Raw genomic sequence first — 26,477 nt, 5'->3', positions numbered from 1 at the left:
CGGGAGTCCAACCCCCAGGATCCGAGAGTTCTACGTCCAGGACCCGTGAGTTGTCGACTCGCGAGTGAAGACCTCACGGGTCCTGGACGTCGGACTCGCCCGACCTGGGGGTTGGACTCCCGCGGTCAGGGGAGGTTCAGGGGGGTGGGCGAGGACTGCTTCAGGGTGCGGGTCACGGTGCACAGCTCGGCGACCGCGCGGCGGACGGCGGTCTCCAGGACCGCGCGCTGCGCGTCGTCCAGGGACGAGACGTCGTAGTCGAGGGTGACCGGGACGGCGCCCAGCTGGTGCGCGCCCTCGGGCCGCACGTCGTCGGCGCGCGCCACCAGGTCGCCGTCGACGCGACGGGTGACCAGCGTCTCCACCGTCACCGCCGCGCAGCCCGCCGCAGCGGCCAGCAGCAGTTCGACGGGCGTGAACGCGCCCTCGGCGCCCTTCCGACCGACGCGCACCGACGCGCCCCGGTCGTTGGTCGCGGTGAACTCGTGCCGGCCGGTGCGGCGGACCTCGACGTTGGACACGGGGGAAAAGCTAGTCGATCCGGTCGGCCGTGGCGTGCGCCACCTTGCGCACGTACTCCAGGTCCCCGCAGTCGTCGTCGATGCGGTCCTGGCGGATCTCCAGGAACTTCTCCCCCAGCTCCGCGCGGCGCTCCTCGGCGACCTGCTCGCGGGCGTCGTTGAGGATGGTGCGCTCCTCCTCGTCGATGTGGTGGTTGAGCGCCTCGACCAGTTCTTCGAGCTTGCCCTCCCACTCCTCGGACTCGGTGTCGGGGATCTCCATCAGGGCGAGCAGGGCCTGGTGCCCCTCGGCGTGCTCCTCGGCGCCGTGGTCGACTTCGTCGTCGTCGACCTCCTTGTAGCGCTTGAGCGCCGGGTACACCTCGCTCTCCTCGGCTTCGGCGTGGGCGATGAGCAACGCGGCCAGCTCGCCGAGCAGCGTCGACCGGTCGGACCCCCGGTCGCGCAGGGCGCGGAACAGCTCCTCGAACCTGCGGTGGTCCGCCAGGATGAGGTCGACGACGTCAGTTGCCATGGCCGCCGATTACCCGGGTCACCGGCTCGTCAACCACGTACTTCGCGCCCGGTGAGACGAGTTCCGCGGGGCCCTCGAACCGGCTGCGCGCCTCGGCCAGCACGGCCTCCCGGTCGGTCCACGGCGCGACGTGCGTGAGCAGCAGCCGGCCCACCCCGGCCGCCGCCGCGAGCGAACCCGCCTGCACGCCGGACAGGTGCCTGCCGGGCGGCCGGTCCCCGGTGTGCGTCCACGTCGCCTCGGACAGCAGCACGTCCGCGTCCTGAGCGAGGAACCGCAGCTGGTCGCACGGCCCGGTGTCGCCGGTGTACGCGAGGGTGGTCCGCCCGGCGGCGATGCGGAACCCGTAGGACTCGGTGGGGTGCTCGACCCGGACGGCGGTGATCTCGAACGGCCCGACGCGCGTCACGCCGCGGTCGGCGAGGGCGTGGAACTCGAACACGTCCGACAGGTCGGTGGTGAGCAGTTCCTCGGCGGTCTCGGCGTAGGCGCGCGCGAACCTCTCGGGCGCCTCGACCGGCGCGTGCACGGGCAGCTTGCGCGCACGCGTGTCGTGGGGCGGGTGCGTGTGGTAGCGGCGGGTGACGGCCAGGGTGGTGAAGTCGGCGCAGTGGTCCGGGTGCAGGTGGGAGAACAGCAGCGCGTCCAACGAGAACGGGTCGTGGTGCGCCTGGAGCGCCGCGAGCACACCACCGCCCAGTTCGATCGCGAGTCGGCAGCCATCCGCCTCGACGAGGTAGCCGGACGCCGGCCCGTGCGGGCCCGGCAGGCTGCCCGAGCAGCCGAGGATGGTCAACAGCACCCGTGGAGCCTGCCAGGTCACGCGTGGGCGTGGAAGGAGGCGCTTTCCAACCGGGGCAGGAATCGCCGGGCCAGCCGGGCGAACGGTTCGACGGGTCCCGTGCAGGCGAACCGCTGGTCCGGGGGGCCGTCGCGGAACAGGTCGCGCTCGGTGAGCACGCGCACGACGTCCTTCACCGTCTCCTCCGCGCTGGAGACGAGCGTCACGCCGTCGCCCATCACGATCTGGAGCACGCCGGTCAGCAGCGGGTAGTGCGTGCAGCCCAGCACGAGCGTGTCGACCTCGGCCCGCTGGAGCGGTTCCAGGTACGCCTGCGCGAGGCCGAGGACCTGGCGGCCGGAGGTGATCCCGCGCTCCACGAAGTCGACGAACCTCGGGCACGCGGCGGCGGTCACCCGGATGTCGCGCGCGGCGGCGAACGTGTCCTGGTAGGCGCCGGAGGTCACGGTGCCCTGCGTGCCGATCACGCCGACGCGGCCGGTGCGGGTGGCCGCCACGGCACGGCGCACGGCGGGCAGCACGACCTCGACCACGGGCACGTCGTAGCGCTCGCGGGCGTCGCGCAGGCACGCGGCGGAGGCGGTGTTGCAGGCGATGACGAGCAGCTTCACGCCGTCCTCGACGAGCTGGTCGGCGACGGCGAGCGCGTTGCGGCGCACCTCGGCGATGGGCAGCGGGCCGTAGGGGGCGCGCGCCGTGTCGCCCACGTACCTGATCCGCTCGCCGGGCAGCTGGTCCATGATCGCCCGCGCCACGGTCAGCCCGCCGACGCCGGAGTCGAAGATCCCGATGGGCGAGTCGGCTGTGCTCACGCCCCGAGACTAGCCGCGGCCCTCGCGTTCCCGGCCCGGGCGTCCCGCGAGACGCCCCACGCGGCCAGCAGGCCGCCGAGCGCGCCGAACAGGTGCCCCTCCCAGGAGATGCCGGGTTGGCCCGGCAGGACGCCCCACAGCGCCGCGCCGTAGAGGGCGAACACCACGACCGCGAGGAGGATCTGGAGCGGGCTGCGCGCGAACACGCCGCGCACCAGCAGGAACACCAGGAAGCCGAAGACCAGGCCGGACGCGCCGATGTGGCTGGCGTAGGAGCCGAAGAGCCAGACGCCGAGGCCACTGGTGAGCCAGATGACCGCGGTGACCTGGAAGAACTGCTTGATCCCGCCCGAGGTGGCCAGGAAGCCCAGGACCAGCAGCGGCACCGCGTTGCCGGTCAGGTGCGCCCAGTCGCCGTGCAGGAACGGGTACCAGAGGATGTTGTCCCACTCGGAGAAGTCGCGCGGGATGACGCCGTCGTCGAGCCGCCCGCCGAGGACGAAGTCCAGCGCCTCGACCACGTAGAGCAGGCCGACGAAGCCGAGCACGACCGCGGCGGAGAGCACGGGGCTCGGCGGCACGACCCGCTTGGACAGCGGCTTGGCCGCCTTGGGCGTGGCGGGGACCGGCGCGGGCGCCGGTGAGGCGAAGGGGCCGGTGGGGTCCACGCGGTCCAGGTTACGCGCGGACCGGGCGGGGGTGCGGTGGTTCCGGCGCGGGGTTCCCCCTTCCCGTGTGAGAGCGCTCTTGCGCTCCGTAACGCCCCGTAGGCTGTCCCGGTGCCGATCGATGTCGCGGTGAGGACCGAAGCCGCCCTGGGCGAAGCGCCCACGTGGGACCACTCCAGCGGGACCCTGCTGTGGGTGGACGTGCTCGGCAGCGAGGTCCACCGCTACAGCCCCCACAACGGGGACGACGCGGTGCTGGAGGTGCCCCAGCACGTGGGTGCGGCCAAGCCCCGCACGCGCGGCGGGCTGGTGCTCAACCTGCGCGACGGCGTGGCGCTCGTCGACCGCGACGGCACCAAGACGTGGCTGGTGTACTGGGCGCGGGACGGCGTGCGCGGCAACGACGCGGCGATCGACCCGGCGGGCCGGCTGTGGGCGGGCACGATGCGCTACGACGAGGACCCCGGCGGGTGGCTGGCCCGCGTGGAGCCGAGCGGCGACGCGAAGGTCGTGCTCGACGGCGTGGGCGTGAGCAACGGCATCGGCTGGAGCCCGGACGGCTCGCTGATGTACTACGTCGACTCCTCGGAGCGGCGGGTCGACGTGCTGGACTACGACCGCGACACCGGTGAGGCGCGCGACCGCCGCCCGCTCGTCGCCGTGGACCGGGGCGTGCCGGACGGGCTGACCGTGGACGCGTCGGGCGCGGTATGGGTGGCGCTGTGGGGTGGTTCGGCGGTGCGCCGGTACACCCCGGCGGGGAAGCTGGACGCGGAGGTCGAACTGCCCGTGGGCCGGCCCACGGCGTGCTGCTTCGGCGGGCACGACTTCACCGACCTGTACGTGACGACGGCGCGCACCGGGCTGAGCGGGGACGCGCTGAGCGAGCTGGCCGGGTCGGTGCTCGTGCTGCCGGGCGCGGGCGAGGGCCTGCCGTCCCCCGCGTTCGCCGGCTGAGGTCGGTCCGTTCGCCGGCCGGGTCAGACCTCGTACACCTCGTCGGGCGCGGCGAGCGCCACGGGGCCGGGGAACGCCTCGGCCGCGTCGGCGAGCACGCCCGCGCTGTCCGACCACGGCAGCACGTGGGTGAGCACGAGCCGCCCGACGCCCGCCTCCCGCGCGACCTCGCCCGCCTCGCGCCCGCTCATGTGCAGGTAGTTGGCGCGGCCCGCCTGCGCGCGCCACGCGGCGTCGGCGAGCAGCAGGTCCGCGCCCCGGGCCAGTTCGACCAGCTCCCGGCACGGCACCGTGTCGCCGGTGAAGACCAGCGACGAGCCGCCGTGCGTGAGGCGGAACGCGTACGCCTCGCAGATGTGCTTCGCGGCGGCCACCTCGACGACCACGTCGCCCACCTCGTAGCGGCCGGGCTTGAGCGGCACGAAGTCGAACGTCGTGCGCAGGTCCAGCCGCGCCAACTCGGCCCGGTCGGCGGCGTGCGCGGCGGCCAGCCGGGACGGGGCGTGCGAGGGGGCGAACACGGGCAGCCGGCGCTCGCGCACGTCGAACGGCGGCTCCGGGTGCCCCCGGCGGTGGACGGTGAGCGCGCTGAAGTCCGCGCAGTGGTCGAGGTGCAGGTGCGACAGCAGCACGGCGTCGAGGTCGAACGGGTCGCAGTGGCGCGTCAACGCGCCGAACACGCCGCCGCCGAGCTCCAGCACGATGCGGACCCCGCCCGCCGACACCAGGTAGCCGGACGTCGGCAGTCGCGGTCCGGGCGCGCTGCCCGAACACCCGAGCACCGTCAATTGCATGCGCGGAACGATAGCAGCCCGCAGTCGGCAAAAATGCGGAAAGGCGACGCGGCGGAGCTGCCAATATCACTGGCGGATGGGTTCACTCGAATGCATCAACCGGGGGTGCGGGTGTCGGTCGAGATCGAGCGCAAGTTCCTCCTCGGCGCGGAACCCGATTGGCCGTCGGCGGATGCCGGGGCACTGCGCAGGATCGAGTTCGAACAGGTCTATCTGCGGGTTACCGAAGCGGTCGAGAAGCGGATCAGGCGGCGCGTGGACGGCGGTCGGGTCAGCTACGAGTACGCGAGCCTGACCCCCGCGCGCGGCGGCGAGCGGACCGTCGAGGAGGTCGGGATCGACGGCGCCGAGTACGAACGGCTGAAGGCCGGGCGTGACGGCGCCAGGCACGTCATCCGCAAGACGCGCACCACGTTCCCGTGGGGTGACCACGTGTACGAGGTCGACCACATCACCGACCCGGTGAGCCGCGCGTGCTGGCTGCTGGAGGTGCAGGTCGACCGGCGGGACGACGAGGTGGCGATTCCGGAATTCCTGCCGGTGGTGCGCGAGGTCACCGGTGAAGCGGCATATCGCAACGCCCACATCGCCCTGGGCTGAACGGACGGCGGCATTCATGGAACTGCGCGACATCGCGGGGTTCGTGACCGACTACCGGTCGGGCGACGACTCCGCCCTGGTCGATTGCCTGCGCCGGGTGGCGGCGCCGGAATTCCTGCGCCCACTGCTCGCGCACCACGCGGCGGCGGAGGTGCCCGATCGCGCGTACCGACACCCGAACGGCTTCTTGAAGATCGTCCTGCTGGCCGATCCGCAATTCCAGCTGAGGCTGCACGTGTGGCGCCCCGCGCCGGAATACCCGGCGGCGACGGAGAACGTCCACGGCCACCGCTGGGACTTCGCCTCGGCGGTCCTCGCGGGCGGCTACCGCTTCCAGGAGTTCGCGCACGACGCGCGGGGCGAGGACTTCCGCGGCTACCTCTACCACGGCCACGACGGGGGCCGGACGTACTCGATGTCGCCCACCGGCGAGGCGCGGCTGCGGTGCACGTTCGACGCGGAGCTGAGCAGCGGCAGCAGCTACCTGCTGACCACCGACGTGCTGCACCGCGTGGTGGCCCCGACCGGCGGCACCACGGTCTCCCTGGTCCTCCAGGGGCCGCACCGGGAGATCCCGGTGGAGGTCTACGCCAAGGAGGACCTGGAGGCGGGTGGCGCCATCGCGCTCGCCCCGCTGCCGCGCGAGCAGGTCGCGCGGGAACTGGAGCGGGTGCTGGACCTGGTGGGCGGCTGACGCCGGCGGGAACGGTGGGGCGGGGACCGCCGGCGGACCGGCTACGGTTCCCGGCTGCGCCGCTCCAGGTCCGCCAGGTGTTCCGACCAGCGGTAGGCGCCGGGCAGCAGCACGGTCACCGGGACGACCTCGTCGACGCCCACGACGACGCGCACGTCGGGCACGAGGTCCGACAGGACCTGGCGGCAGCGCCCGCACGGGGTGATCACGCCGGTGGTGTCGGCGGCGGCGATCGCGTCCAGCTCGTAGACGCCCTCCGCCGCGGCGGCGCCGAGGACGACCAGCTCGGCGCACGGGCCACCCGTGAAGTGGAAGACGTTGAGGCCGGTGAAGACGCGCCCGTCCGGGGCGCGGCCGGCGGCGGCCACCGTGTGGTGGCGCCACCTCGTGCGCGCGCGGGCCGCGGCGAGGGCGGTGGCCAGCAGGGCGCGGTCGTCGTCGGTCGGCTGCACCGGGCGAGCCTACGAAAGTTTCCGCTACCGCCGCACCCGACCGAATGGGTGCATGTCCGGTTCCAGCAGCTCACTACGCCATTTGAGATTCGCAACTTCCGCGAAACCCGTTGTCAGCGCCGACCGGCCGGACACATAGTGCGATGACCTTCACCGTTTCGAGGAGCAACGATGCTCTTGAGAACCCTTCTCGCCGCCGCCGTGCTGGCGGTGGTCCCCACAGCGGCGGTCTCCACGACGGCGGCCCCCGTCGCGGCGGAGGCCGCTCCCGCGTGCGGCGGGTACGTGGCCCTCACCTACGACGACGGGCCCAGCGCGCAGTTCACCCGCCCCCTGCTGAACGCGCTGCGCTCGGCGGGCGCTCGGGCGACGTTCTTCGACCTGGGGTCGCGCGTGCAGCAGCAGGCGCACCTGGCGCGCGAGACCACGTCGGCGGGCATGTGGATCGCGAACCACTCGTGGTCGCACCCGTACCTGACGAACCTGGGCGCGGCGGCCGTGGCCAAGGAACTCGGTGACACGCAGAACGCGATCCGCAACGCCACCGGCCGGACCCCGACGCTGTTCCGCCCGCCCTACGGCGCGACGAACGCGACCGTGCAGAACGAGGCGCGCAAGCTCGGCCTGACCCAGGTCACCTGGTCGGTCGACTCGCAGGACTGGAACGGCGCGTCGACGGACTCCATAGTCCGCACGGTGACCGCCGCGAACGCGGGGGCGATCGTCCTGATGCACGACGGGTACCAGAGCACGGTCGACGCGGTGCCGCGGATCGTGCGGGGCCTGGCCGCCAAGGGGCTGTGCCCGGGCCGCATCGACGACAACGGACGGGTGGTAGCGCCGTGAGGGCGAAGCTGAGCGCGGTCCTGGCCGCCGTCGCCGCGACCGCGGCGTTCGTGCTGGCCGTCGTCGCGGCACCGCAGGCGTCGGCCGCGACGCTCACCGAGGTCACCGGGTTCGGCGCGAACCCCAGCAACCTCCGCATGCAGATCTACGTGCCCGACCGCACCCAGGCCCGCCCGCCCGTGCTGCTGGCCGTGCACTACTGCACCGGCACGGGCCAGGCGTTCTACTCCGGCACGGAGTTCGCCCGGCTCGCCGACCAGTACGGGTTCATCGTGATCTACCCGACGGCCACCCGGTCGGGCGGCTGCTACGACGTGTCCTCGCCGCAGGCCCTGCGCCGCGACGGCGGCAGCGACCCGGTCGGTCTCGTGTCGATGGTCCGGTACGCGCTCCAGCGCCACAACGGCGACGCGTCCCGGGTGTTCGTCACCGGCGTGTCCTCGGGCGCGATGACCACGAACGTCATGCTCGCCAACTACCCGGACGTGTTCGCGGCCGGTGCGGCGTTCGCGGGCGTCCCGGCGAGCTGCTTCGCCACGACCGACGGCTCGTCGTGGAACAGCGCGTGCGCCAACGGGCAGGTCGACAAGACCCCGCAGGAGTGGGGCAACCTGGTGCGCGCCGCCTACCCGGGCTACTCGGGCGCGCGGCCGCGGGTGCAGCTGTGGCACGGCACCGCCGACGACACGCTGCGCTACCCGAACTTCACCGAAGAGATCGAGCAGTGGACCAACGTCCACGGCCTGTCGACCACGCCGACGTCCACGGACAGCCCGCAGTCGGGCTGGACCCGCACCCGCTACGGGACGGTGGTCGAGGCGATCTCCTTGCAGGGCACCGGGCACAACGTGCTGGGCTCGGGCATGGCGCTGCGGGCCATCCAGTTCTTCGGCCTGGACCGGACCGACCCCACGACCAGCACCACCAGCACGACGACCACCACGACGACCACGACGACGACCACGCCCCCGCCCGGCGGGGCCTGCCGCGTCACGTACTCGGTCAACGCGTGGAACACCGGCCTCACCGCGAACATCACCATCGCCAACACCGGCGCCACCGCGGTCAACGGCTGGGAGCTGGCCTTCACGCTGCCGAGCGGCCAGACCATCACCGGTGGCTGGAGCGCCACCTACTCGCCCACCAGCGGCGCGGTGACGGCCCGCAACGTCAACTACAACCCGACCATCAACGCCGGCGCGTCGGTCGGCATCGGCCTCCAGGCCAACCACAACGGCAACACCGGAAAACCGTCCGCGTTCACCCTCAACGGCGCGGCCTGCACCGTCGCCTGAGCCCGTCCCGGCCCGGGCGCACGACGAAGGGGCCCCCGCTTTGCCCGGCGGGGGCCCCTTCCGCTGTCCGATCAGGCCCAGAGGTGGCCGTCGAGGCGTTCCGCCGCCTCGTCCAACGTGCCCGCGTACGCGCCGGTGGACAGGTACTTCCAGCCCGCGTCGCACACCACGAACGCCACGTCCGCCGGCTCGCCCCTCGCCACCGCCTTCTCCGCCGCGGCCAGCGCCGCGTGCAGGATCGCGCCGGTGGAGATGCCCGCGAAGATGCCCTCCACCTCCAGCAGCTGCCGGGTGCGGCGCAGGGCGTCGTAGGAGCCCACCGAGTAGCGGCCGGTCAGCACCTCGGCGTCGTACAGCTCCGGCACGAACCCCTCGTCGAGGTTGCGCAGGCCGTACACCAGCTCGCCGTACCGGGGCTCGGCCGCGATGACCTGCACGTCGGGCTTGTGCTCGCGCAGGTAGCGGCCGACGCCGACGAGGGTGCCGGTGGTGCCCAGGCCCGCGACGAAGTGCGTGATCGTCGGCAGGTCCTTCAGCAGCTCCGGCCCGGTGCCGTGGTAGTGCGCGCCGGGGTTCGCCGGGTTGCCGTACTGGTAGAGCATCACCCAGTCGGGGTTCTGCGCGGCGAGTTCCTTGGCGGTGGCCACGGCCTGGTTGGAGCCGCCGGCGGCGGGCGAGAACACGATCCGCGCGCCGTACGCCTGGAGCAGCTGCTTGCGCTCCGCCGAGGTGTTCTCCGGCATCACGCACACCAGGCCGTAGCCCTTGAGCTTCGCCGCCATGGCCAGGGCGATGCCCGTGTTGCCCGACGTCGGCTCCAGGATCGTGCAGCCCGGCGTGAGCACGCCCGAGCGCTCGGCCTCCTCGATCATCATCAGGACCGGGCGGTCCTTGATCGAGCCGGTCGGGTTCCGGTCCTCCAGCTTCGCCCACAGCCGCACGTCCTTCGACGGCGACAGCCGCGGCAGCCCCACCAGGGGGGTGCCGCCGACCGCGTCGAGCAGGGAGTCGTACCTGGCCACGGGTGGATCAGCCGCCCGCGACGGCGGGCAGGATCGTCACGGTGTCGCCGTCCTTCACGGCGGCCTCCAGGCCACCCGCGAAGCGCACGTCCTCGTCGTTGACGTAGACGTTGACGAACCGGTGGAGCGCGCCCTCCTTGACCAGGCGCTGCTTCAGGCCACCGTGGTTGGTCTCCAGGTCGTCGATGACCTCGGCGAGCGTGGCGCCCGCGGCCTCGACGGACTTCTGCCCACCGGTGTGGGTGCGCAGGATCGTGGGGATGGAGACGGTGACGGCCATGCTGGGACCTCCGAGGAGCGTGGTTCGGTGACGTGCGACGAAGAACGCGCGGCGCGAGCCGCCCTGGTGCTCGCGGGTGCTGCTGGTGCTCAGGGACAGTCGGGCGTGTCGTCGGAGCCGGTGTGCGCGAACATGTACGACTCGACGACCTCGACCGGTTCCTCGGTCACCACGCCGTCCACGATGCGGTAGGAGCGCAGCTCGTGCTGCTCCGGGTCGCGGGTGGAGACCAGGACGTAGTGCGCGTTCGGCTCGGACGCGTAGGAGACGTCGGTGCGCGACGGGTACGCCTCGGTGGAGGTGTGCGAGTGGTACACGACGATCGTCTCTTCGTCGTTGCGCTCCAGCTCGCGGTGCACCCGGAGCTGCTCCATCGAGTCGAAGCGGTAGAACGTGGGCGAGCGCTCGGCGTTGTCCATCGCGATGAACCGCTCGGGGCGGTCGGACCCCTCCGGACCAGCGATGATCCCGCACGCCTCGTCCGGGTGGTCGCGACGGGCGTGCGCCACCATCGCGTCCACGAGGTCACGGCGAATCACCAGCACGTCCCTCATCCTACGTGGTGGCGGAAGGTGTTCCGCCCTGTGGGAAGCGCCGCTACACCGGCTCCTCGGCCGGCCGGCCGCCGCTCGCGGCCACCGCCTCGGGGGACCTGATCAGGGCCTGGTGGGCGCTGAGGGCCCCGCCGGTGGCCAGCGCCGCGAGCCCCACCGCCGACACGACCCGCGCGACCAGCCCGAACCCGTGCCCGCGCAGGCGGAACGACGTGAGGTAGCACGCGGTGGCCGTCGCGTTGGCCGCGAGGTGCACGAACGCCGTGCGCCGCTCGGCCCGGCCCAGGGTCCCGTACTCGGCCAGCTCGGTGGCCAGCGCGGCGGGCGCGGTGGCCAGGCCGGCCCCGATGAGCGCACGGGACGCGGTGCTCCCGCCGGGCGCCAGGTCGAGGGCGGCGGAGGCGGCGTAGAAGCTCATGGGCAGCACCACGACGGCCGGGTGCACCGGCCTGCCCAGGGCGCGCTTGCGCAGGAGGTTCGTCACCTCCTGCCGCCGCAGGGCGGCGGGCACCAGTTCGGCCAGCGCACCGGCCGCCTTGTCCACCGCTGGACTGGTCTCGACCCACTTGAGCAGCTTCCGCACGCCAGACATGGGGGTCGGGTACCCCGCCGTCCCGATGTCGGAACGTGCCCCGGCGGACCGGTCCGCCGGGGGTCAGCCGACCGCGACCGCGCCTTCCAGCGCCTCGGCGGCCCGGGCGCACAGCACGTCCAGGGGCGCCTCGGAGACGATCCCCGAGGCCACCGCGAACACCGTGGCGGGCACGAGCACCCCGGCCCGCGCGAACCCGTCCCGGGCCGACACGGCCACCCGCCGGCACTCGGCCTGGGTCAGGTCGGCCTCGACCACCACCAATCCCACCGCCGTGTCGCCGACCAGCGCCACGGCCGCCGGCGGCTCCTCCCGGGCGGCCTCGCAGGCGGCGCGCCCGTCCCCCGCGGCCAGCCCCAGGGCGGCGGCGGCGGGCACGATCGGCACCACCTCGGACGGCGCGGCGCCCACCGGGAACCCCACCTCGCGCGCCGCCAGCCACCCCACGACCTCCTCCGCCGCGGCGAGCCCGCCACCGCACAGCACGACCGCGTGCACGTGCCGCACCAGCGTCGTGGGGTCCAGCAGGTCCAGCTCGCGCGTGCCGACCGGCGCGCCACGGACGTCGACGCCCGCCACCGCGCCACCCGGCGCGAGCAGCACCACGACGCCGGGCGCCCGGCCGACGAGCATCAGTCCATGACCGCTTCGACCAGGGTCTCCTGGACCCAGGTGAGCCAGTGGTAGACGCCCAGGTGGGGCGAGCGCGGGTCGTCGGGCGGCAGCTCCTCGGGCATGTCCTCCTGCACGTCCAGCGCCGTGCCCAGGGCCAGGCGGACGTCGTTGAGCGCCGACAGCCACGCCTCCGCCTGCTCCAGCCCCAACCGCACCTCGCCGCCGTCCGCCGGGCACGTGTCCAGCACCACGGCGGCCACACCGGTCTTCAGGTCCAGCAGCTCGGGCTCGTGCAGCGAGCGCAGGGCGTTGGCCGAGTCGACGTCCGACGGGTCGGGCGCGTCGGGGTCGAGGCGGTGGAAGTCGGGCAGCAGCCGGCCGAGGATCGGGTCGTCGGGCGGCGTGGAGGGACCGGTGCGGATGCCGGTCAGCTCGGCCAGCTCGTCCTGCGGCGCCTCGTCGGCGCGGGCGGCGAGCATGTCCTGGATCTGGCTGACCAGGCCGCGCACCACGGCGGCCTCCTGCCGGTCGAACCGGCCGAGCACCTGGTCGCCGGTGCGGCTCCACTTCTTCACGACGAACGCTGCATGGTCGCCCAGAGCCCCGCCGCGTGCAGCTTCGCCACGTCGGCCTCCACCTTGTCCTTGCTCCCGGACGACACGATCGCCCTGCCCTTGTGGTGGACGTCCAGCATCAGCTTCGTCGCGTGGTCGCGGCTGTAGCCGAACAGCTTCTGCAACACGTACGTCACGTAGGACATCAGGTTGACCGGGTCGTTCCAGACCAGGGTCTGCCAGGGGCGGTCCTCGGAGCGGACCTCCTCGGCGGTCGGCTCAACCTGCGTCCGCTCCTGCTCGACGGGCGTGGTCATACCGCCAATGGTGTCATGGGCCGGTCCGTGGCGGAGCCCACAGGTCCGTCTCCGCCGATCGGCTTAGGCTCTGGCCATGTCGACGTCCCTGTTCACCGACCACTACGAGCTGACGATGCTGGCCGCGGCGTTGCGCGACGGCACCGCGGACCGGCCGTGCGTCTTCGAGGTCTTCGCCCGCAGGCTGCCCGAGGGAAGGCGCTACGGCGTGGTCGCGGGCACCGGGAGGCTGCTCGACGCCATCACCTCGTTCACGTTCGGCCCGGACGAGCTGGAACTGCTGGACCGCACGGGCGTGGTCGACCGCGCGACCCTGGACTGGCTGGCCGACTACCGCTTCACCGGTGACGTCGACGGTTACCCGGAGGGCGAGCTGTACTTCCCGGGCTCGCCGGTCCTGTCCGTGCGCGCCCCGTTCGGGGTGGGCGTGGTGCTGGAGACGCTGGCCCTGTCGATCCTGAACCACGACAGCGCCATCGCCTCGGCCGCCGCCCGGATGGTGGGCGCCGCGAACGGCCGCCGGATGATCGAGATGGGTTCGCGCCGCACGCACGAGGAGGCGGCCGTGTCGTCGGCGCGCGCCGCGTACCTGGCGGGCTTCACCGCGACGTCGAACCTGGAGGCGGCCCGGCGGCACGGCATCCCGACCGCCGGGACGTGCGCGCACGCGTTCACCCTGCTGCACGACACCGAGGAGGAGGCGTTCCGCGCGCAGGTGGACGCGCTGGGCGTCGACACCACGCTGCTGGTCGACACCTACGACATCACCAACGGCATCAGGACGGCCGTCGAGGTGGCCGGGCCCGAGCTGGGCGCGGTGCGGATCGACTCGGGCGACCTGGGCGTGCTGGCGCGGCAGGCGCGGGACCAGCTCGACTCGCTGGGCGCGCGGAAGACCCGGATCGTGGTGTCCGGCGACCTGGACGAGTACGCGATCGCGATGCTGCGGGCCGAGCCCGTCGACGCCTACGGCGTGGGCACGTCCCTGGTCACGGGCTCGGGCGCGCCGACCGCGGGCATGGTCTACAAGCTCGTCGAGGTCGAGGGGCGGCCGGTGGCGAAGCGCAGCTCGCACAAGGAGTCGCGCGGCGGGCGCAAGAACGCGCTGCGGCGGCACAAGGAGACGGGCACCGCGCTGGAGGAGGTCGTGTTCCCGCACGACGAGCGGCCCGAGCCCGGCGACCACGACCGGTTGCTGCCGGTGGCGCTGGTCCGGGAGGGGCGGCGGGTGGAAGGCTTGGACACCCTGGCGGAGAGCCGGGAACGGCTGCGCGCCGCCCTGGTGACCGTGCCGTGGGAGGGCCTGAAGCTGTCCCGCGGCGAGCCCGCGATCCCGACGACGTTCCTCTGAGAGGGGTTGGACATGAGCAAGGCACTGGTCGTGGTGGACGTGCAGAACGACTTCTGCGAGGGCGGGTCGCTGGCGGTGGCGGGCGGCGCGGCGGTGGCGGCGGCGATCTCGGCGCACATCGCGTCCGGGTCGTACGACCACGTGGTGGCGACGCGGGACTACCACGTCGACCCGGGCGACCACTTCAGCGAGACGCCGGACTTCGTGGACTCGTGGCCGGTGCACTGCGTGGCCGGGACGGCGGGCGCGTCGTTCCACCCGGAGCTGGACGTGACGGCGGTGGAGGCGGTGTTCTCCAAGGGCGCGTACGCCGCGGCCTACTCGGGCTTCGAGGGCACGGCGGGCGGCGGCGAGTCGCTGGTGGACTGGCTGCGGGCGCGGGACGTGACCGAGGTGGACGTCGTGGGCATCGCGACGGACCACTGCGTGCGGGCGACGGCCCTGGACGCGGCGGCGGCGGGCTTCGGCACGACCGTGCTGCTGGACCTGACGGCGGGCGTGGCCCGGCCGACGGTGGACTCCGCGCTGGCGCGGCTGGGCGAGGCGGGCGTGGCGCTGCGGGGCACGCCGACCGTGGCCTGACCCGGTCCGGGGGGTCACCTCGCCGGGCGACCCCCCGGAGCCGTGTCACGGGGTGGGCGAGCAGGCAGCCGAGCCGACGACCACGTCGCCGGTCACGCCGGACGCCTCGGTGAAGCGGATGTGCAGCAGGGTGATGGCGATGCTGCCGTCGTTCGGCTCGGGCATGACCGTCTCGCCGAACGTGGCCCGCGCGAGAACGGTGCCGTCGGCCTTCCGCACCTCGTGCACGTGGTTGTTCGGCACCTGCTCGGGCAGGCCCGCGAAGCCGCCGAGGCCGTTCGCGCCCCACCCGACCTGGGTGGTGCGGTCGGTCGCCGAGCAGGAGGTCTTCCACTCGGCGATCCGCAGGCGCGGACCGCCGGCGGACACCAGCGCGGACAGCTCGAAGTCCCGGCCGGTCGCCTCGGACGTGGTGGTCGTGCGGTCCGCGGCCGGGTCGACGACGGTGGTGGTGCAGCTGGAGCCGCCCTCCCCGAAGCGGATTCCGGCGCGGGTCACGGGCTCGGACGCGGCGGTGGTGGTGCCGTCCACGGCGCAGGCGGCCAGGGGTGCGATCGCGATGCGGGTGCCCGCCTTGGTGAAGTCGGCGGAGCCGACGGACGCGACGCCCGCCGGGGTGGCCCACGCCGGCGGTGCCGTGAGCAGGCCGAGCGCGAGCGCCGCGGTCAGCGCCCCGACCCGGCGCGCTCGGTAGTGGTTCATGGTGGATGCCCTTCGTCTCGTGCTCGAATGATCGGAGACCGGCCCGCGTGTGCGGCGGATCTCGCCCGTACATCACCTGGTCGAGGAAAGTCCGATACCCGGTCGGGTGAGGAATGACCGTGGGCCGCGAACGGGGACGCGGACCGGGAGCGGTGCGGCGGAGAAGCCGTCCGGCGGGCGAGGACGCGGACGGGATGGGTGCCGACGAGCACGCGGAGCCCGAGTCGACCGCCGACGTCCGCTCGGTCCTGTCGCGCAGCACCGGCACGGGGCACGCCGAACGACGGCGCCTCCTCCGGGAGACCGCCGGAGTCGGTGAGCACGAGCGCGGCCCGCCGCAGGGCGCGCACCAGGTCGGAGTGGTCCAGCGGGCCGGTCACCACGATCCGCTCGTGGCCGCCCAGGACGTCCACGAGCGCCGGGCGGACGGCCGGGTTCGGGTGCGGGGGCAGCAGCACGCGCACGTCGGGGTGCCGGTCGACGACGGCCCGCACGGCGCGCAGCACGCGCTCCGGCGGTTCGCCCCACGACTCGCGCCGGTGCGCGGTGACCAGCACGAGCCGCTCGGAGCGCTCGTCGAGGACCTGCTCCAGCAGGGCGAGGCGGGGGTCGCGGGCGGGCGGGTCGGCGACGGCGGTGCGCTGGACGGCGTCCACGGCGGTGCTGCCGGTGACCACGATGGCGCGGTCGCCAGCCCTTCGCCGAGGTCGTGCCGCCCTGCACGAGGACGGCGGACGGCTCGCGGGTGGTCAGCACCCGGTCCAGCTCGGGCAGCAGGCCGGCCACCGGCTCGGCCTGGCCGCCGGTGGGCCGCGGCACGTCCAGCTCCACGTCGGGGCGCAGGCCGAACGCGCGCAGCGCCTGGTCGACCACGCCGGCGTGCTGTCCGCCGCGGACGATGACGGGCCGCAGCACCGGGTGGTCGGCCAGCGCCAGGGCCACCGGTGCGATCTTCACCGCTTCGGGACGGGTCCCCGCGAGCAGCAGGACTTCCTCCACGTTGTGCCCCCTCCTCCGGATGATCTGCCGAGCAATTGCCCCTATCGGCTTTCCTTCGATCGCATTAAGGGTTACTGCCCTTAATGGATGATCGACTCCACCCGATGCGCCCAGCCACGCCCACGGTCGGTGGACGTCGCCCCTCGGTGGACGTCGCGTCCTCACCCGATCCGGGACCGGGTTCGCCGTACGGGCGTCCGATGACCTTGGGGCGGCCCCTGCCGACCGGACCGACCACGGTGTGGGACGCACCGCGTGACGTGCCCGACTTTGTCGGCTTCCGACGAAGACCGGAGCTGTGACCGCCGGTTAACCTCCGGGACGAAGTCGATCCTCTGGAGGTCCCCAAGTGTCCGTCCTCGCCGTTCCCGGCCGTCGCGCGGTGCTCGCCGACCTGGTCCCCGGCGCGCTCGCGCGCGACATCGCCCTGGTCGTGGCGGGCGCCGGCCTGACCGGCCTGGCCGCCCAGGTGGCGCTGCCGGTGCCGGGCAGCCCCGTGCCGATCACCGGCCAGACGTTCGCCGCCCTGCTCGTCGGCGCGGCCCTGGGCTGGCGGCGCGGCGGCGCGTCGATGGCGCTGTACCTGGTGGCGGGCGTCGCCGGCGTGCCGTGGTTCCAGGGCGCCTCCTCCGGCCTGCCCGCCTCCCTCGGCTACGTCGTCGGCTTCGTGCTCGCGGGCGCGCTGGTCGGCCACCTCGCGGCGCGCGGCGGCGACCGGACCCCGCTGCGGACCGTCGGCACGATGGCCCTGGGCAACCTCGCGATCTACGCGTGCGGCGTGCCGTGGCTGATGGCCGCCGCCGGCGTCGGGTTCGGCAAGGCGCTCCAGCTCGGCGTGACCCCGTTCCTGCTGGGCGACGTGCTCAAGATCGCCCTGGCCGCCGGCCTGCTGCCCGCCGCGTGGGCGCTGGTGAAGCTGGTCAAGCGCAAGTGAACGACGCGCACTTAAGGGCGCTGGACGAGTCGGCCCCCGGCCTGGTGGCCGCCGCGCACGTGGTGGGTTCCGCCGCGCTCGACGACCACCAGCCGGGCTCCGACCTCGACCTCGTGGTCGAGCTGTCCCGCCCGCCGACGCCCGCCGACCTCGCCGCGCTGGCCGCCGCGCAGACCCTCGACCTCGACGTCGTCTACCTCGTCGACGGCGAGCCCGGGCCGTGGGCGCGGGACGGCGAGTTCCGCGTGTCCGGCGGCGAGGTCACGCCCGTGGTGCTGCTCCAGCTCAACGAGCACTCGACCACGCTGCGCGGCGCGCGGCCGTCGTTCGAGGTGACCCGCGCCGAGGTCGAGGACTACTGCCGGCGCAACCTCGTCGAGTACTGGCGGCCGCTGGTGGAGCTGGCCGCCGCCGCGACCGGACCGGGCTTCCCGCAGGGCGTGCTGTGGATCGCGTTCGGCCCGGCGCGGCAGTGGCACACCATCCGCACCGGGGGGATCGTGTCCAAGTCCCGGGCGGGCGAGCTGGCCGCCGCGCACTGGCCGGACCTGGCCGGGGAACTGCTCGACCTGGTCGCGGCGCGGCGGGGCGCGGACGTGGAGCTGACCGCCGCGCACCGGGAAGCGGCCGTGGAACTGGGCAGGCGGGTGCTCGCCGAGGTCTGACGGTGCCGGCGGGTACGGTCTTCGCCGTGCCCGCCACCGCCTCCATCCCCGACACCCGCACCCTGCTCGCCGTGGCCGTGGAGGCCGTGGGCGGGGCCGAGCGACCAGGCCAGGTCGACATGGCCGAGGCCGTCGAGCGCGCGATCCGGACCGGCGAGCACCTGGCCGTGCAGGCGGGCACCGGCACCGGCAAGTCCCTGGCCTACCTCGTGCCGTCGCTGCGGCACGCCGTGGCCGAGGAGTCCACGGTCGTCATCTCCACCGCCACGATCGCGCTCCAGCGGCAGCTGGTGGACCGCGACCTGCCGAGGCTCGCGAAGGCGCTGAAGAAGGAACTGGGCCGCGAGCCGCGCTTCGCGATCCTCAAGGGGCGCCGCAACTACCTGTGCATGCACCGCCTGCACACCGGCGCGCCCGAGGAGCCCGGGGAAGCGGCCCTGTTCGACCCGTTCGCGGTGTCCAGGGTGGGCCGCGAGGTGAAGCGGCTGCACGAGTGGTCCTCCGACACCGAGACCGGTGACCGCGACGAGCTGGTGCCGGGCGTCACCGACCAGGCGTGGCGGCAGGTGTCGGTGACCGCGCGCGAGTGCCTGGGGGTGGCCAAGTGCCCGATCGGCACGGACTGCTTCGCGGAGAGGGCGCGTGCCGAGGCGGGCCGGGCGGACGTCGTCGTCACCAACCACGCGATGCTCGCCGTGGACGCCCTGGAGGGCTACCAGGTGCTGCCCGACCACGACGTGGTGGTGATCGACGAGGCGCACGACCTGGTCGACCGGGTCACCTCGGTCGCGACCGAGGAGCTGAGCGGGGCGCTGGTGGCCACCGCCGCCCGCCGCTGCGGCCGGCTCATCGACCAGTCCGTGGCCGACCGGATGGCGGAGGCGTCCGACGGGCTCGCGATGATCCTGGAGGACGTGCCGCCGGGCAGGCTGGACTCGCTGCCGCAGGCGCTGGCGGGCGCGCTGCGCGCCACCAAGGACGCCGCGCACGCGTGCATCACGTCGCTGGGGCCGGAGCGCAAGGAGGACCCGGAGGGCGCGACGGCGCGCAAGCTGGCGCTGTCCCTGCTCGACGAGGTGCACGACTGCGCGGCGCGCGTGCTGGGGGCGTTCGACGACGACCACGACGTGGTCTGGGTGTCGGGCGACTTCGCCGACCGCGGCAAGGCGCCGTCGCTGCGGGTCGCGCCGCTGGGCGTCGGCGGGCTGCTGCGGGAGCGGCTGTTCGGCAAGCGCACGACCGTGCTGACGTCGGCGACGCTCACCCTCGGCGGCACGTTCGACACGCTGGCCCGGCAGTGGGGGCTGCCCGCCTCGTCGCAGGCGGTGAAGGCCGGGGGCACGGCGACCGACAAGGAGCCGCCGTCCGACCTGGGCGCGGTGAAGTGGACCGGCCTGGACGTGGGCTCGCCGTTCGAGCACGGCAGCAGCGGCATCCTCTACGTCGCCCGCCACCTGCCGCCGCCGGGCCGCGACGGCCTGCCCCCGGCGTACGTGGACGAGATCGAGGGCCTGGTCAACGCCGCGGGCGGGCGCACGCTGGGCCTGTTCTCGTCGATGCGCGCGGCGAAGGCGGCGGCGGAGGCGTTGCGCGGCAAGCTGTCCTACCCGGTGCTGTGCCAGGGCGACGACTCGACCGGCCAGCTGGTGAAGCGGTTCTCGGAGAGCCCGGAGACGTGCCTGTTCGGCACGCTGTCGCTGTGGCAGGGCGTGGACGTGCCCGGTCCGGCGCTCCAGCTCGTGATCATGGACCGCATCCCGTTCCCGCGCCCGGACGACCCGCTGGCCTCCGCGCGGCAGAAGGCCGTGGAGTCGCGCGGCGGCAACGGTTTCCTCACCGTGGCCGCCACGCACGCCGCCCTGCTGCTGGCGCAGGGCGCGGGCCGCCTGCTGCGCTCGATGAGCGACAAGGGCGTGGTGGCCGTCCTGGACCCGCGCCTGGCGACCGCCCGCTACGGCGGTTTCCTGCGCGCCTCGCTGCCGCCGTTCTGGACCACCTACGACCCGGAGGTCGTGCGGGCGGCGCTCAAGCGCCTGGACGCCGCGAACCCGTAGCGGTCGGTGGACGCGGGTCACGGGTCACGTCGTCGGTGGCGGTCGTCGGTCCGGTGCTCGGCACGGGGGCGTGGCGGCGGCGCGGGCGGTCCGGAGCAGCAGGACGGGGGCCGGCCCGGTCCGCGGGCGACCAGGCGGGCCCGCCTGGTCGCCCGCGGGGTGACGTCACACGACCGGTCAGCCGTCGACGAGCAGGCCCCGCAGCGGTCCCTGGAGGCGGCCCGCGCGGCGTGACACGCCGGGCAGGGCGGTCACCCGGTGCTCGCCGTCCGACTCCAGGACCTCGCGCCACAGCCCGTCGACGACCTCGTGCGCCGGGCCGGACACGTCCTCCACCGGGCGCTGGAGGTGCTCGGACCACAGCCGCAGGCGGGTGTCGCGGGCCACGGCGTCGTCGTCGGTCACGACGTTGACCTCGGTGTCGTTGAACAGCGAGTGCTCGTTGAGGTTGGCCGACCCGAGGCTGAGCCAGCGGTCGTCCACGATGGCCAGCTTGGCGTGCACGTACACCGGGCACGAGGTCTCGCCGTCGTGCGAGGTGAGCGTGCCCGCGACGAGTCGCCGCCCGCCGTCGTCGGCGTCGAGCAGGCGGCCGAGCTGGCCGCGGGTGGTGTCCGCGCCGTTGCTGGGCTTGCGCGGCAGCACGAGGACGACCCGGAAGTCGGGGTGCGGCGGGTTCGCCAGCTTCTCGATCAGCACCTCGGTGACCTCGGGCGACCAGAGGAACTGGTTCTCCAGGTACACCAGGCGCTCGGCGGACCGCAGCGCGCGCAGGTAGGAGTCGAGCAGGCTGAACTCGCCGTTGGCCGCGAAGTCGTAGGTGCGCTCCGGGATGGTGCGCACGAGCTGCGCGGACGACGTGCCCGCCGGTTCCGGCACGGACGGCTCGGGCAGCTCCTCCCCGGCGATCTCCTGCCACCGGGAGCGGAAGTGGTCGGCGACGTCCGCGACGACCGGGCCGCGCAGCCGGGTGCCCAGGTCGTGCCAGCCGATGGGGTCGCGGGCGGGGTGCCGGGACGTGTCGTGGCGGTCGCCCTCGATCGCGGTGAGGTCCATGCCGCCGACGAACGCCACCTCGTCGTCCACCACCACGATCTTCTCGTGGTGGCAGTGCAGCGTGCGCTCCCGCGCGTCGATCACGCACGACACGGCGCTGTCGCGGGTGAACTCGGCCTGGTGGGCGAGGACCCGCTTGCGGGTGGGCTGGAACATCGGCACCGGCGGCCCCGCCCACAGCAGCAGCCGCACGGGCACGCGGGTCGCCACCGAGGCGAGCAGGTCGCGCAGCGTCGGCGAGCCCTCCTCGCGGGTCAACCGGAAGTCGGGGCTGGTGCACCAGCCCGCGATGTGCACGAACCGCTTCGCCGACGTGATCGCCTCGGCGATGGCCGGGAGCACCTCGTGCCCGTCGACCAGCACCTCGACCCGGTTGCCGGTCCGCACCGGCCGGTGGGGCGTCCACCAGCCGTCACCGGAGGTCACGTCCCAGCCCAGCTTGCGCAGCCTCCGCGAGTGGTGCGCGCACAGCAGGGTCTCCAGCCCGTCGCCGAGCTTCTCGTCCACAACATCCAGCAGGCCCACGTCACCCATGGTTGCCGCAATGCGGACAAACGAAACACCTACGCGCGGTTGACCGCCACGGTGGCGGTGCCGGGAGCGACCTCCGTGTACCCCGCGTCACGGACGACCACCACGTCCGGACGGGCCACCAGGGCGTCCCAGTCCGCGGCGGACGGCGTGCGCACGGCGCACCGGTACTCCAGCTCCGCCCACTCCTCCAGCTCGACCGGCGACAGGTGCGGCGCGAGGAGCATCGAGGCGTGCCCGACCTGCGCCGCGGCCTTCCCCGCCGTCATCCCCACCCGCGGGTTCAGCCACAGCTCGTGCGCGCCGGGCGGCACCGGCCCCGGCTCGTCGGCGGGCAGCTCGCTGCCGGAGACCTGCAACCGGCTCAGCTCCCGGGGCAGCTCGGACACCTTCCCCGGCACGAACGCCCGCACCTGCGCGCCGCCCACGGTGACCGTCACACCGGGCAGCGCCAGCACGGCCTCCCAGTGCGCGCCCCGCGCCCGCCGCGACACCTTCCGGATGCGCCCGCGCACCCACGCCACCAGCTCGTCGTGCCACTCGCCGCCGGGCGCGGCGCGCTCGTCCAGGCACACCGCGACCGCCGCCGCGGCGGCGGCCTCCAGCACCTCGGTCCGCGACGGCGGGTCGGCCTTCTCGATCCGCAGCACGACCGGCATGGCCCGCACCGCGGCCGGGTCCTCCTCGTCGGTGGCGTAGTGCCGGTCGACGAGCATCCGCAGGACGTCGTTCACAGCCGGTTCAGCTCCAGCCCGTCCGCCGCGTCCGCGGCCTCCACCTCGGCCCTGGTGACGCCGAGGACGAACAGCACCGCGTCCAGGAAGGGGTGCGACAGCGCGGTGTCCGCGACCTCCCGCAGCGCGGGCTTGGCGTTGAACGCGATGCCCAGCCCGGCCGCGCCGAGCATGTCGATGTCGTTCGCGCCGTCGCCGACGGCCACGGTCTGCGCCAGCGGGATGCCCTGCCGCTCGGCGAACCGCCGCAGCGCCACCGCCTTGCCCGCCCGGTCCACGACCTCGCCCACGACCCGCCCGGTGAGCTTGCCGTCGACGACCTCCAGCTCGTTGGCAGCGCAGAAGTCCAGGTCCAGCTCCTCCACGAGGCTCCGGATGACCCGGGTGAACCCGCCGGACACCACGCCGCAGGTGAAGCCGAGCCTCTTGAGCGTCCGCACGGTCGTGCGCGCGCCCGGCGTCAGCTCCAGCGACGCCGCCACCTCGTCCAGCACCGACTCGTCGAGGCCCTCCAGCAGCGCCACCCGGCGCCGCAGCGACTCCGTGAAGTCCAGCTCACCGCGCATCGCGGCCTCGGTGATCTCCTTGACCTGCGGTTCCACCCCGACGTGCGCGGCGAGCATCTCGATCACCTCGCCCTGGATGAGCGTGGAGTCGACGTCGAACACGACCAGCCGCTTCGCCCGCCGGGTCAGGCCCGCCCGCTCCACGGCGACGTCCAGCCCGTTGCGCGACGACACCTCGGCCAGCGCCGAGCGCAGGTCCGCGTCGCTCTCCTCGGTGTCGTGCGCCACCGACACCCGCAGCTCCAGACCGGTCACCGGGTAGTCCGCGACGCCGCGGATGGCGTCGATGTTCACGCCGAGCGCCGCGAGGCGCCGCGCCACCCCGGTGAACGCGCGCGCCGTCACCGGCCGGCCGATCACGATGACCACGTGGCTCGACTCCAGCCGGGCGGTGCGCTTCGAGTCGGCCCCGACCTCCACCTCCACCTGCATGGACACCGTCGCCATGGCCTGCTCGACGGCCTCCTGGAGGCCCTCCGGGTCGCGGTCGGCGGCGACGAGCACCCCGAGCACCAGCCGACCGCGGATGACGACCTGCTCGACGTCGAGGATCTCCACGCCGTGCCGGGTGAGCACCGCGAACAGCACCGAGGACACCCCCGGCTTGTCCGGTCCGGTGACCGTGATCAGGACGGGCGTGGCGCTGGGCTTGGTCACGACGGCTCCTATGCCTGTGCCGGGACAGCGGTGGGCTGGGGGCGGACAGCGGCGAGCCCCGGCGACCGGCGGCGGTCGTCGGGGCTCGTCGTCGAACCTGCGATCAGGTTACCGGTGGTCGCCCTCGGTGCCCTCGGACGCGGTACCCGACTGGACCGCCTCGGCGGCCTTCTCGGACGGCGCCTTCAGGGCCTTCTCGTGCGAGATGGCCTTGCCGGTGAACGTCACGTGCGCCTCGTCGTGCAGGCGCTCGATCATGTGCGGGTAGTGCAGCTCGAACGCCGGGCGGGCCGAGCGGATGCGGGGCAGCTCGGTGAAGTTGTGCCGCGGCGGCGGGCAGGACGTCGCCCACTCCAGCGAGTTGCCGAAGCCCCACGGGTCGTCCACGTGCACGGTCTCGCCGTAGCGGTAGGACTTGAACACGTTCCAGATGAACGGCAGCGTCGAGGCGCCCAGGACGTACGCGCCGATCGTGGAGATCACGTTCAGCGTGGTGAAGCCGTCGGTCGCCAGGTAGTCGGCGTACCGGCGCGGCATGCCCTCGTTGCCCAGCCAGTGCTGCACCAGGAACGTGCCGTGGAAGCCGATGAACGTGGTCCAGAAGTGGAGCTTGCCCAGCGGCTCGTCCATCATCCGGCCGGTGAACTTCGGGAACCAGAAGTAGATGCCCGCGAACGTGGCGAACACGATCGTGCCGTAGAGCACGTAGTGGAAGTGGGCGACCACGAAGTACGTGTCCGACACGTGGAAGTCGATCGCCGGCGCGGCCAGCAGGATGCCCGACAGACCGCCGAAGAGGAACGTGACGATGAAGCCGATGCTGAACAGCATGGGCGTCTCGAACGTCAACTGCCCCTTCCACATCGTGCCGATCCAGTTGAAGAACTTGATGCCGGTCGGCACGGCGATGAGGAACGTCATGAACGCGAAGAACGGCAGCAGCACGGCGCCGGTGGCGTACATGTGGTGCGCCCACACGGCGACCGAGAGGGCCGCGATGCCGAGCGTCGCGTAGACCAGGCCGTTGTAGCCGAAGATCGGCTTGCGGCTGAACACCGGGAAGATCTCGGACACGATGCCGAAGAACGGCAGCGCGACGATGTAGACCTCGGGGTGGCCGAAGAACCAGAACAGGTGCTGCCACAGGATCACGCCGCCGTTGGCGGGGTCGAACACGTGGGCGCCCAGGTGGCGGTCGGCCAGCAGGCCCAGCAGCGCGGCGGTCAGGATCGGGAACGCCAGCAGCACGAGCACCGAGGTCACCAGGATGTTCCAGGTGAAGATCGGCATGCGGAACATGGTCATGCCGGGCGCCCGGAGGCAGACCACCGTGGTGATCATGTTGACCGCGCCGAGGATGGTGCCGAGACCACCGACGACCAGGCCGGAGATCCACAGGTCGGCGCCGGCGCCGGGCGAGTGGATGGCGTTCGACAGCGGCGTGTAGGCGAACCAGCCGAAGTCGGCCGCGCCGCCCGGCGTGATGAAGCCCGCCATGACGATCAGGCCGCCGAACAGGTACAGCCAGTACGAGAACGCGTTGAGCCGCGGGAACGCCACGTCGGGCGAGCCGATCTGGAGCGGCAGGATGAAGTTGGCGAAACCGAACACGATCGGGGTCGCGTAGAGCAGCAGCATCACCGTGCCGTGCATGGTGAACAGCTGGTTGTACTGCTCGGACGAGAGGAACTGCATGCCCGGTCGGGCCAGTTCGGTCCTCATCAGCATGGCCATCGCGCCGCCCACCATGAAGAAGGCGAACGAGGTGACCAGGTACATCAACCCGATCTGCTTGTGGTCCGTGGTGCGGAACATCCGCAGCAGGAACGAACCCTTGACCGCCTTGCGAGTCCCGAAGGGCCGCGTAGCGATCGGCTGCGGGGCTACGGCCGTCACGGTGCCTCCTGCACTGTCTGGTACTGGCTTGACCGGCGGGGAGCGCCACCGGCTCCCCGGATCGTAGACGGCTGCGTTCCGGGGGTCTCGGCTGGGCCGGCTGCTGGATCAAGTGAGGTAGCGCAGGTCACAAGCGTCGACCGCGTGGAGCGGGCACGCCGCGGTCGGGTCCGTCGGGCGCGGCGGACCCGGCCGCGGGTGCCCGAACGGGTCAGGGTCGACGCGGGCGGGTGGCGGCCACCAGGGTCGTGCCCGTGCCGATCAGGACCAGGGACAGCAGCAGCGGGACGAACGGGTCCGCCCCCGTGCGGGCCAGGGCGCCGGACCGGTGGCCCGCCGCCGGCGGGCCCGCCGGCGGCGCCTCGGCGACCGGGGCCGCCGCCGGCGTGGTGGCCAGGGCCGGCGTCGGGGGTGGCGACGTGGCCCGCGTCGCCTCGCGCGGGCCGGGTGCGGTGCCGCCGACCGGTGAGCCGGGGCTGGTCACGGGTCTGTCGCCGGACACGACGGCGGGCGGCGGAGGCGGGGCCGGGACGTCCGGTTCCGCCGTGCCCGGGTCGGGGGGCCGCTCCGACACCTCGGCTCCCGGCTCGGCCGTCGGCAGGTCGGGACCGGGCTCGGGCAGCTCCGGGCCCGGCTCGGGCGTGGGGGTCGGGTCCTCGGACCGGACGGCGGACACCGGTGCGCTCGGCCCCGGATCGGCCAGGGCGGCGGGGCCGCCGACCAGTCCGAGGGCGAGCAGGAGTGCCGTTCCGCCGAGGACGCGGGTTGTCAGGTGCATCGCACACGCTCCGCACGACTGGGTGAGCTGATCGGCGCGGGGAAACCGCTCCCGACCGTGCAATCGCTCGCCGCCGTCCGCGC

Annotated in this window: 32 protein-coding genes; 11 read left to right on the top strand and 21 right to left on the bottom strand. The window is 73.5% G+C overall.

Annotated features, from left to right (window positions below):
• Window positions 1-125 precede the first annotated feature (125 nt).
• From CKY47_RS26365 to CKY47_RS26345, 5 genes are read right to left on the bottom strand one after another with little or no spacing between them, the layout of a single operon-like run.
• Window positions 126-521: an OsmC family protein gene (locus tag CKY47_RS26365; RefSeq protein ID WP_306748913.1), complete on the bottom strand. Its 396-nt coding sequence runs from the start codon at window positions 519-521 to the stop codon at window positions 126-128.
• A 10-nt stretch (window positions 522-531) separates the two neighbouring features.
• Window positions 532-1,035, bottom strand: coding sequence for a hemerythrin domain-containing protein (locus tag CKY47_RS26360; RefSeq protein WP_306748912.1), 504 nt, complete (start codon window positions 1,033-1,035; stop codon window positions 532-534).
• Window positions 1,025-1,837 (bottom strand): MBL fold metallo-hydrolase, encoded by an 813-nt coding sequence (locus CKY47_RS26355; RefSeq protein ID WP_306748911.1) that lies wholly within the window; start codon window positions 1,835-1,837, stop codon window positions 1,025-1,027. Before CKY47_RS26355 ends, CKY47_RS26360 begins: the two co-directional genes overlap by 11 nt.
• Before the next feature lie 17 nt (window positions 1,838-1,854).
• Window positions 1,855-2,649 carry a glutamate racemase gene (murI, locus tag CKY47_RS26350; protein ID WP_306748910.1) on the bottom strand — a complete coding sequence of 265 codons (795 nt, stop codon included), beginning with the start codon at window positions 2,647-2,649 and terminating at the stop codon, window positions 1,855-1,857.
• Window positions 2,646-3,317 carry a rhomboid family intramembrane serine protease gene (locus tag CKY47_RS26345; protein ID WP_306748909.1) on the bottom strand — a complete coding sequence of 224 codons (672 nt, stop codon included), beginning with the start codon at window positions 3,315-3,317 and terminating at the stop codon, window positions 2,646-2,648. The genes murI and CKY47_RS26345 overlap by 4 nt, the downstream gene beginning before the upstream one ends.
• 111 nt (window positions 3,318-3,428) lie before the next feature.
• On the opposite strand from CKY47_RS26345, the gene CKY47_RS26340 reads away from it, so the two are divergent.
• Entirely contained in the window at window positions 3,429-4,274 is an 846-nt protein-coding gene (locus CKY47_RS26340; protein ID WP_306748908.1) for an SMP-30/gluconolactonase/LRE family protein, read from the top strand.
• Window positions 4,275-4,297: 23 nt separating this feature from the next.
• Here the strand turns inward: CKY47_RS26340 and CKY47_RS26335 are convergent, their stop codons facing one another.
• A complete protein-coding gene (locus tag CKY47_RS26335; RefSeq protein ID WP_306748906.1) occupies window positions 4,298-5,068 on the bottom strand; it encodes an MBL fold metallo-hydrolase in 771 nt (256 codons plus the stop codon).
• Between the two features lie 33 nt (window positions 5,069-5,101).
• Between CKY47_RS26335 and CKY47_RS26330 the strand changes: the two genes are divergently transcribed.
• Both CKY47_RS26330 and CKY47_RS26325 read left to right on the top strand, forming a co-directional pair.
• Complete coding sequence (locus CKY47_RS26330) at window positions 5,102-5,668, top strand: CYTH domain-containing protein (RefSeq protein WP_306748905.1); 567 nt, start codon at window positions 5,102-5,104, stop codon at window positions 5,666-5,668.
• Window positions 5,669-5,684: 16 nt separating this feature from the next.
• Entirely contained in the window at window positions 5,685-6,362 is a 678-nt protein-coding gene (locus tag CKY47_RS26325; protein WP_306748904.1) for a hypothetical protein, read from the top strand.
• Window positions 6,363-6,403: 41 nt separating this feature from the next.
• On the opposite strand, the gene CKY47_RS26320 is transcribed toward CKY47_RS26325, so the two are convergent.
• Window positions 6,404-6,814, bottom strand: a complete 411-nt coding sequence (locus CKY47_RS26320; protein ID WP_306748903.1) for a cytidine deaminase family protein — start codon at window positions 6,812-6,814, stop codon at window positions 6,404-6,406.
• A 171-nt stretch (window positions 6,815-6,985) separates the two neighbouring features.
• Between CKY47_RS26320 and CKY47_RS26315 the strand changes: the two genes are divergently transcribed.
• Complete coding sequence (locus tag CKY47_RS26315; protein ID WP_306748900.1) at window positions 6,986-7,660, top strand: polysaccharide deacetylase family protein; 675 nt, start codon at window positions 6,986-6,988, stop codon at window positions 7,658-7,660.
• On the top strand, window positions 7,657-8,955 hold the full coding sequence (locus CKY47_RS26310; RefSeq protein WP_306748897.1) for an extracellular catalytic domain type 1 short-chain-length polyhydroxyalkanoate depolymerase: 1,299 nt from the start codon (window positions 7,657-7,659) through the stop codon (window positions 8,953-8,955). The genes CKY47_RS26315 and CKY47_RS26310 overlap by 4 nt, the downstream gene beginning before the upstream one ends.
• Window positions 8,956-9,026: 71 nt before the next feature.
• Here the strand turns inward: CKY47_RS26310 and CKY47_RS26305 are convergent, their stop codons facing one another.
• The 7 genes from CKY47_RS26305 to clpS form a co-directional block, all read right to left on the bottom strand.
• Complete coding sequence (locus CKY47_RS26305) at window positions 9,027-9,977, bottom strand: PLP-dependent cysteine synthase family protein (protein WP_306748896.1); 951 nt, start codon at window positions 9,975-9,977, stop codon at window positions 9,027-9,029.
• A 7-nt stretch (window positions 9,978-9,984) separates the two neighbouring features.
• A complete protein-coding gene (locus CKY47_RS26300; RefSeq protein WP_106615251.1) occupies window positions 9,985-10,257 on the bottom strand; it encodes a MoaD/ThiS family protein in 273 nt (90 codons plus the stop codon).
• A gap of 89 nt (window positions 10,258-10,346) precedes the next feature.
• On the bottom strand, window positions 10,347-10,802 hold the full coding sequence (locus CKY47_RS26295; protein WP_306748892.1) for a M67 family metallopeptidase: 456 nt from the start codon (window positions 10,800-10,802) through the stop codon (window positions 10,347-10,349).
• 52 nt (window positions 10,803-10,854) lie between these two features.
• Window positions 10,855-11,403: a DUF2231 domain-containing protein gene (locus tag CKY47_RS26290; RefSeq protein ID WP_306748891.1), complete on the bottom strand. Its 549-nt coding sequence runs from the start codon at window positions 11,401-11,403 to the stop codon at window positions 10,855-10,857.
• A gap of 63 nt (window positions 11,404-11,466) precedes the next feature.
• Window positions 11,467-12,036, bottom strand: coding sequence for a peptidase S58, DmpA (locus CKY47_RS26285; RefSeq protein WP_306748889.1), 570 nt, complete (start codon window positions 12,034-12,036; stop codon window positions 11,467-11,469).
• Window positions 12,036-12,593 carry a DUF2017 domain-containing protein gene (locus CKY47_RS26280; RefSeq protein ID WP_306748888.1) on the bottom strand — a complete coding sequence of 186 codons (558 nt, stop codon included), beginning with the start codon at window positions 12,591-12,593 and terminating at the stop codon, window positions 12,036-12,038. Before CKY47_RS26280 ends, CKY47_RS26285 begins: the two co-directional genes overlap by 1 nt.
• The gene (gene clpS, locus CKY47_RS26275; RefSeq protein ID WP_306748887.1) at window positions 12,590-12,889 is read right to left on the bottom strand and encodes an ATP-dependent Clp protease adapter ClpS; all 300 of its coding nucleotides are present in this window, start codon (window positions 12,887-12,889) and stop codon (window positions 12,590-12,592) included. Before clpS ends, CKY47_RS26280 begins: the two co-directional genes overlap by 4 nt.
• Before the next feature lie 76 nt (window positions 12,890-12,965).
• Here clpS and CKY47_RS26270 point away from each other — a divergent pair, with 76 nt between their 5' ends.
• Complete coding sequence (locus tag CKY47_RS26270) at window positions 12,966-14,240, top strand: nicotinate phosphoribosyltransferase (protein ID WP_306748884.1); 1,275 nt, start codon at window positions 12,966-12,968, stop codon at window positions 14,238-14,240.
• Between the two features lie 12 nt (window positions 14,241-14,252).
• A complete protein-coding gene (locus CKY47_RS26265; RefSeq protein ID WP_306748882.1) occupies window positions 14,253-14,822 on the top strand; it encodes an isochorismatase family protein in 570 nt (189 codons plus the stop codon).
• A 45-nt stretch (window positions 14,823-14,867) separates the two neighbouring features.
• Here CKY47_RS26265 and CKY47_RS26260 read toward each other — a convergent pair whose 3' ends face one another.
• Together CKY47_RS26260 and CKY47_RS26255 are read right to left on the bottom strand one after the other, a co-directional pair.
• The gene (locus CKY47_RS26260; RefSeq protein ID WP_306748880.1) at window positions 14,868-15,524 is read right to left on the bottom strand and encodes a hypothetical protein; all 657 of its coding nucleotides are present in this window, start codon (window positions 15,522-15,524) and stop codon (window positions 14,868-14,870) included.
• Entirely contained in the window at window positions 15,521-16,201 is a 681-nt protein-coding gene (locus tag CKY47_RS26255) for a UDP-N-acetylglucosamine 2-epimerase (protein ID WP_306748879.1), read from the bottom strand. The genes CKY47_RS26260 and CKY47_RS26255 overlap by 4 nt, the downstream gene beginning before the upstream one ends.
• Here CKY47_RS26255 and CKY47_RS26250 point away from each other — a divergent pair.
• From CKY47_RS26250 to CKY47_RS26235, 4 genes are all read left to right on the top strand, one after another.
• A complete protein-coding gene (locus CKY47_RS26250; protein WP_306748878.1) occupies window positions 16,194-16,607 on the top strand; it encodes a hypothetical protein in 414 nt (137 codons plus the stop codon). The genes CKY47_RS26255 and CKY47_RS26250 overlap by 8 nt on opposite strands.
• A 265-nt stretch (window positions 16,608-16,872) precedes the next feature.
• Window positions 16,873-17,457, top strand: coding sequence for a biotin transporter BioY (locus CKY47_RS26245; RefSeq protein WP_306748877.1), 585 nt, complete (start codon window positions 16,873-16,875; stop codon window positions 17,455-17,457).
• Complete coding sequence (locus tag CKY47_RS26240) at window positions 17,454-18,122, top strand: nucleotidyltransferase domain-containing protein (RefSeq protein WP_306748875.1); 669 nt, start codon at window positions 17,454-17,456, stop codon at window positions 18,120-18,122. Before CKY47_RS26245 ends, CKY47_RS26240 begins: the two co-directional genes overlap by 4 nt.
• 26 nt (window positions 18,123-18,148) lie before the next feature.
• Entirely contained in the window at window positions 18,149-20,176 is a 2,028-nt protein-coding gene (locus tag CKY47_RS26235) for an ATP-dependent DNA helicase (RefSeq protein ID WP_306749100.1), read from the top strand.
• A 177-nt stretch (window positions 20,177-20,353) separates the two neighbouring features.
• On the opposite strand, the gene CKY47_RS26230 is transcribed toward CKY47_RS26235, so the two are convergent.
• From CKY47_RS26230 to CKY47_RS26210, 5 genes are all read right to left on the bottom strand, one after another.
• The gene (locus tag CKY47_RS26230; RefSeq protein ID WP_306748874.1) at window positions 20,354-21,766 is read right to left on the bottom strand and encodes a phospholipase D-like domain-containing protein; all 1,413 of its coding nucleotides are present in this window, start codon (window positions 21,764-21,766) and stop codon (window positions 20,354-20,356) included.
• 29 nt (window positions 21,767-21,795) lie between these two features.
• Entirely contained in the window at window positions 21,796-22,479 is a 684-nt protein-coding gene (locus tag CKY47_RS26225; protein WP_306749099.1) for a peptidyl-tRNA hydrolase, read from the bottom strand.
• Between the two features lie 14 nt (window positions 22,480-22,493).
• The gene (gene serB, locus CKY47_RS26220; protein ID WP_306748873.1) at window positions 22,494-23,720 is read right to left on the bottom strand and encodes a phosphoserine phosphatase SerB; all 1,227 of its coding nucleotides are present in this window, start codon (window positions 23,718-23,720) and stop codon (window positions 22,494-22,496) included.
• A 108-nt stretch (window positions 23,721-23,828) separates the two neighbouring features.
• The gene (gene ctaD / locus CKY47_RS26215) at window positions 23,829-25,616 is read right to left on the bottom strand and encodes an aa3-type cytochrome oxidase subunit I (RefSeq protein WP_306748872.1); all 1,788 of its coding nucleotides are present in this window, start codon (window positions 25,614-25,616) and stop codon (window positions 23,829-23,831) included.
• A gap of 211 nt (window positions 25,617-25,827) precedes the next feature.
• Window positions 25,828-26,394 carry a hypothetical protein gene (locus CKY47_RS26210; protein WP_306748870.1) on the bottom strand — a complete coding sequence of 189 codons (567 nt, stop codon included), beginning with the start codon at window positions 26,392-26,394 and terminating at the stop codon, window positions 25,828-25,830.
• Window positions 26,395-26,477 lie beyond the last annotated feature (83 nt).

Origin of the sequence: Saccharothrix longispora (genome assembly GCF_030852425.1) — a bacterium.
Taxonomy (GTDB): domain Bacteria; phylum Actinomycetota; class Actinomycetes; order Mycobacteriales; family Pseudonocardiaceae; genus Actinosynnema; species Actinosynnema longispora.
Note: the sequence above shows the minus strand (reverse complement) of the source record. Positions and strands in the feature narration are given on the sequence as shown.

Excerpts from the sequence above, each read along its gene's own strand:
- CKY47_RS26285 (WP_306748889.1), bottom strand. The coding sequence starts at position 12,036 with ATGCTCGTCGGCCGGGCGCCCGGCGTCGTGGTGCTGCTCGCGCCGGGT.
- CKY47_RS26300 (WP_106615251.1), bottom strand. The coding sequence starts at position 10,257 with ATGGCCGTCACCGTCTCCATCCCCACGATCCTGCGCACCCACACCGGT.
- CKY47_RS26315 (WP_306748900.1), top strand. The coding sequence starts at position 6,986 with ATGCTCTTGAGAACCCTTCTCGCCGCCGCCGTGCTGGCGGTGGTCCCC.
- CKY47_RS26225 (WP_306749099.1), bottom strand. The coding sequence starts at position 22,479 with ATGCTCGTCGACCGGCACTACGCCACCGACGAGGAGGACCCGGCCGCG.
- CKY47_RS26335 (WP_306748906.1), bottom strand. The coding sequence starts at position 5,068 with ATGCAATTGACGGTGCTCGGGTGTTCGGGCAGCGCGCCCGGACCGCGA.
- CKY47_RS26290 (WP_306748891.1), bottom strand. The coding sequence starts at position 11,403 with ATGTCTGGCGTGCGGAAGCTGCTCAAGTGGGTCGAGACCAGTCCAGCG.
- CKY47_RS26230 (WP_306748874.1), bottom strand. The coding sequence starts at position 21,766 with ATGGGTGACGTGGGCCTGCTGGATGTTGTGGACGAGAAGCTCGGCGAC.
- CKY47_RS26270 (WP_306748884.1), top strand. The coding sequence starts at position 12,966 with ATGTCGACGTCCCTGTTCACCGACCACTACGAGCTGACGATGCTGGCC.
- clpS (WP_306748887.1), bottom strand. The coding sequence starts at position 12,889 with ATGACCACGCCCGTCGAGCAGGAGCGGACGCAGGTTGAGCCGACCGCC.
- CKY47_RS26360 (WP_306748912.1), bottom strand. The coding sequence starts at position 1,035 with ATGGCAACTGACGTCGTCGACCTCATCCTGGCGGACCACCGCAGGTTC.
- CKY47_RS26265 (WP_306748882.1), top strand. The coding sequence starts at position 14,253 with ATGAGCAAGGCACTGGTCGTGGTGGACGTGCAGAACGACTTCTGCGAG.
- CKY47_RS26330 (WP_306748905.1), top strand. The coding sequence starts at position 5,102 with ATGCGGAAAGGCGACGCGGCGGAGCTGCCAATATCACTGGCGGATGGG.
- CKY47_RS26260 (WP_306748880.1), bottom strand. The coding sequence starts at position 15,524 with ATGAACCACTACCGAGCGCGCCGGGTCGGGGCGCTGACCGCGGCGCTC.
- CKY47_RS26210 (WP_306748870.1), bottom strand. The coding sequence starts at position 26,394 with ATGCACCTGACAACCCGCGTCCTCGGCGGAACGGCACTCCTGCTCGCC.
- CKY47_RS26325 (WP_306748904.1), top strand. The coding sequence starts at position 5,685 with ATGGAACTGCGCGACATCGCGGGGTTCGTGACCGACTACCGGTCGGGC.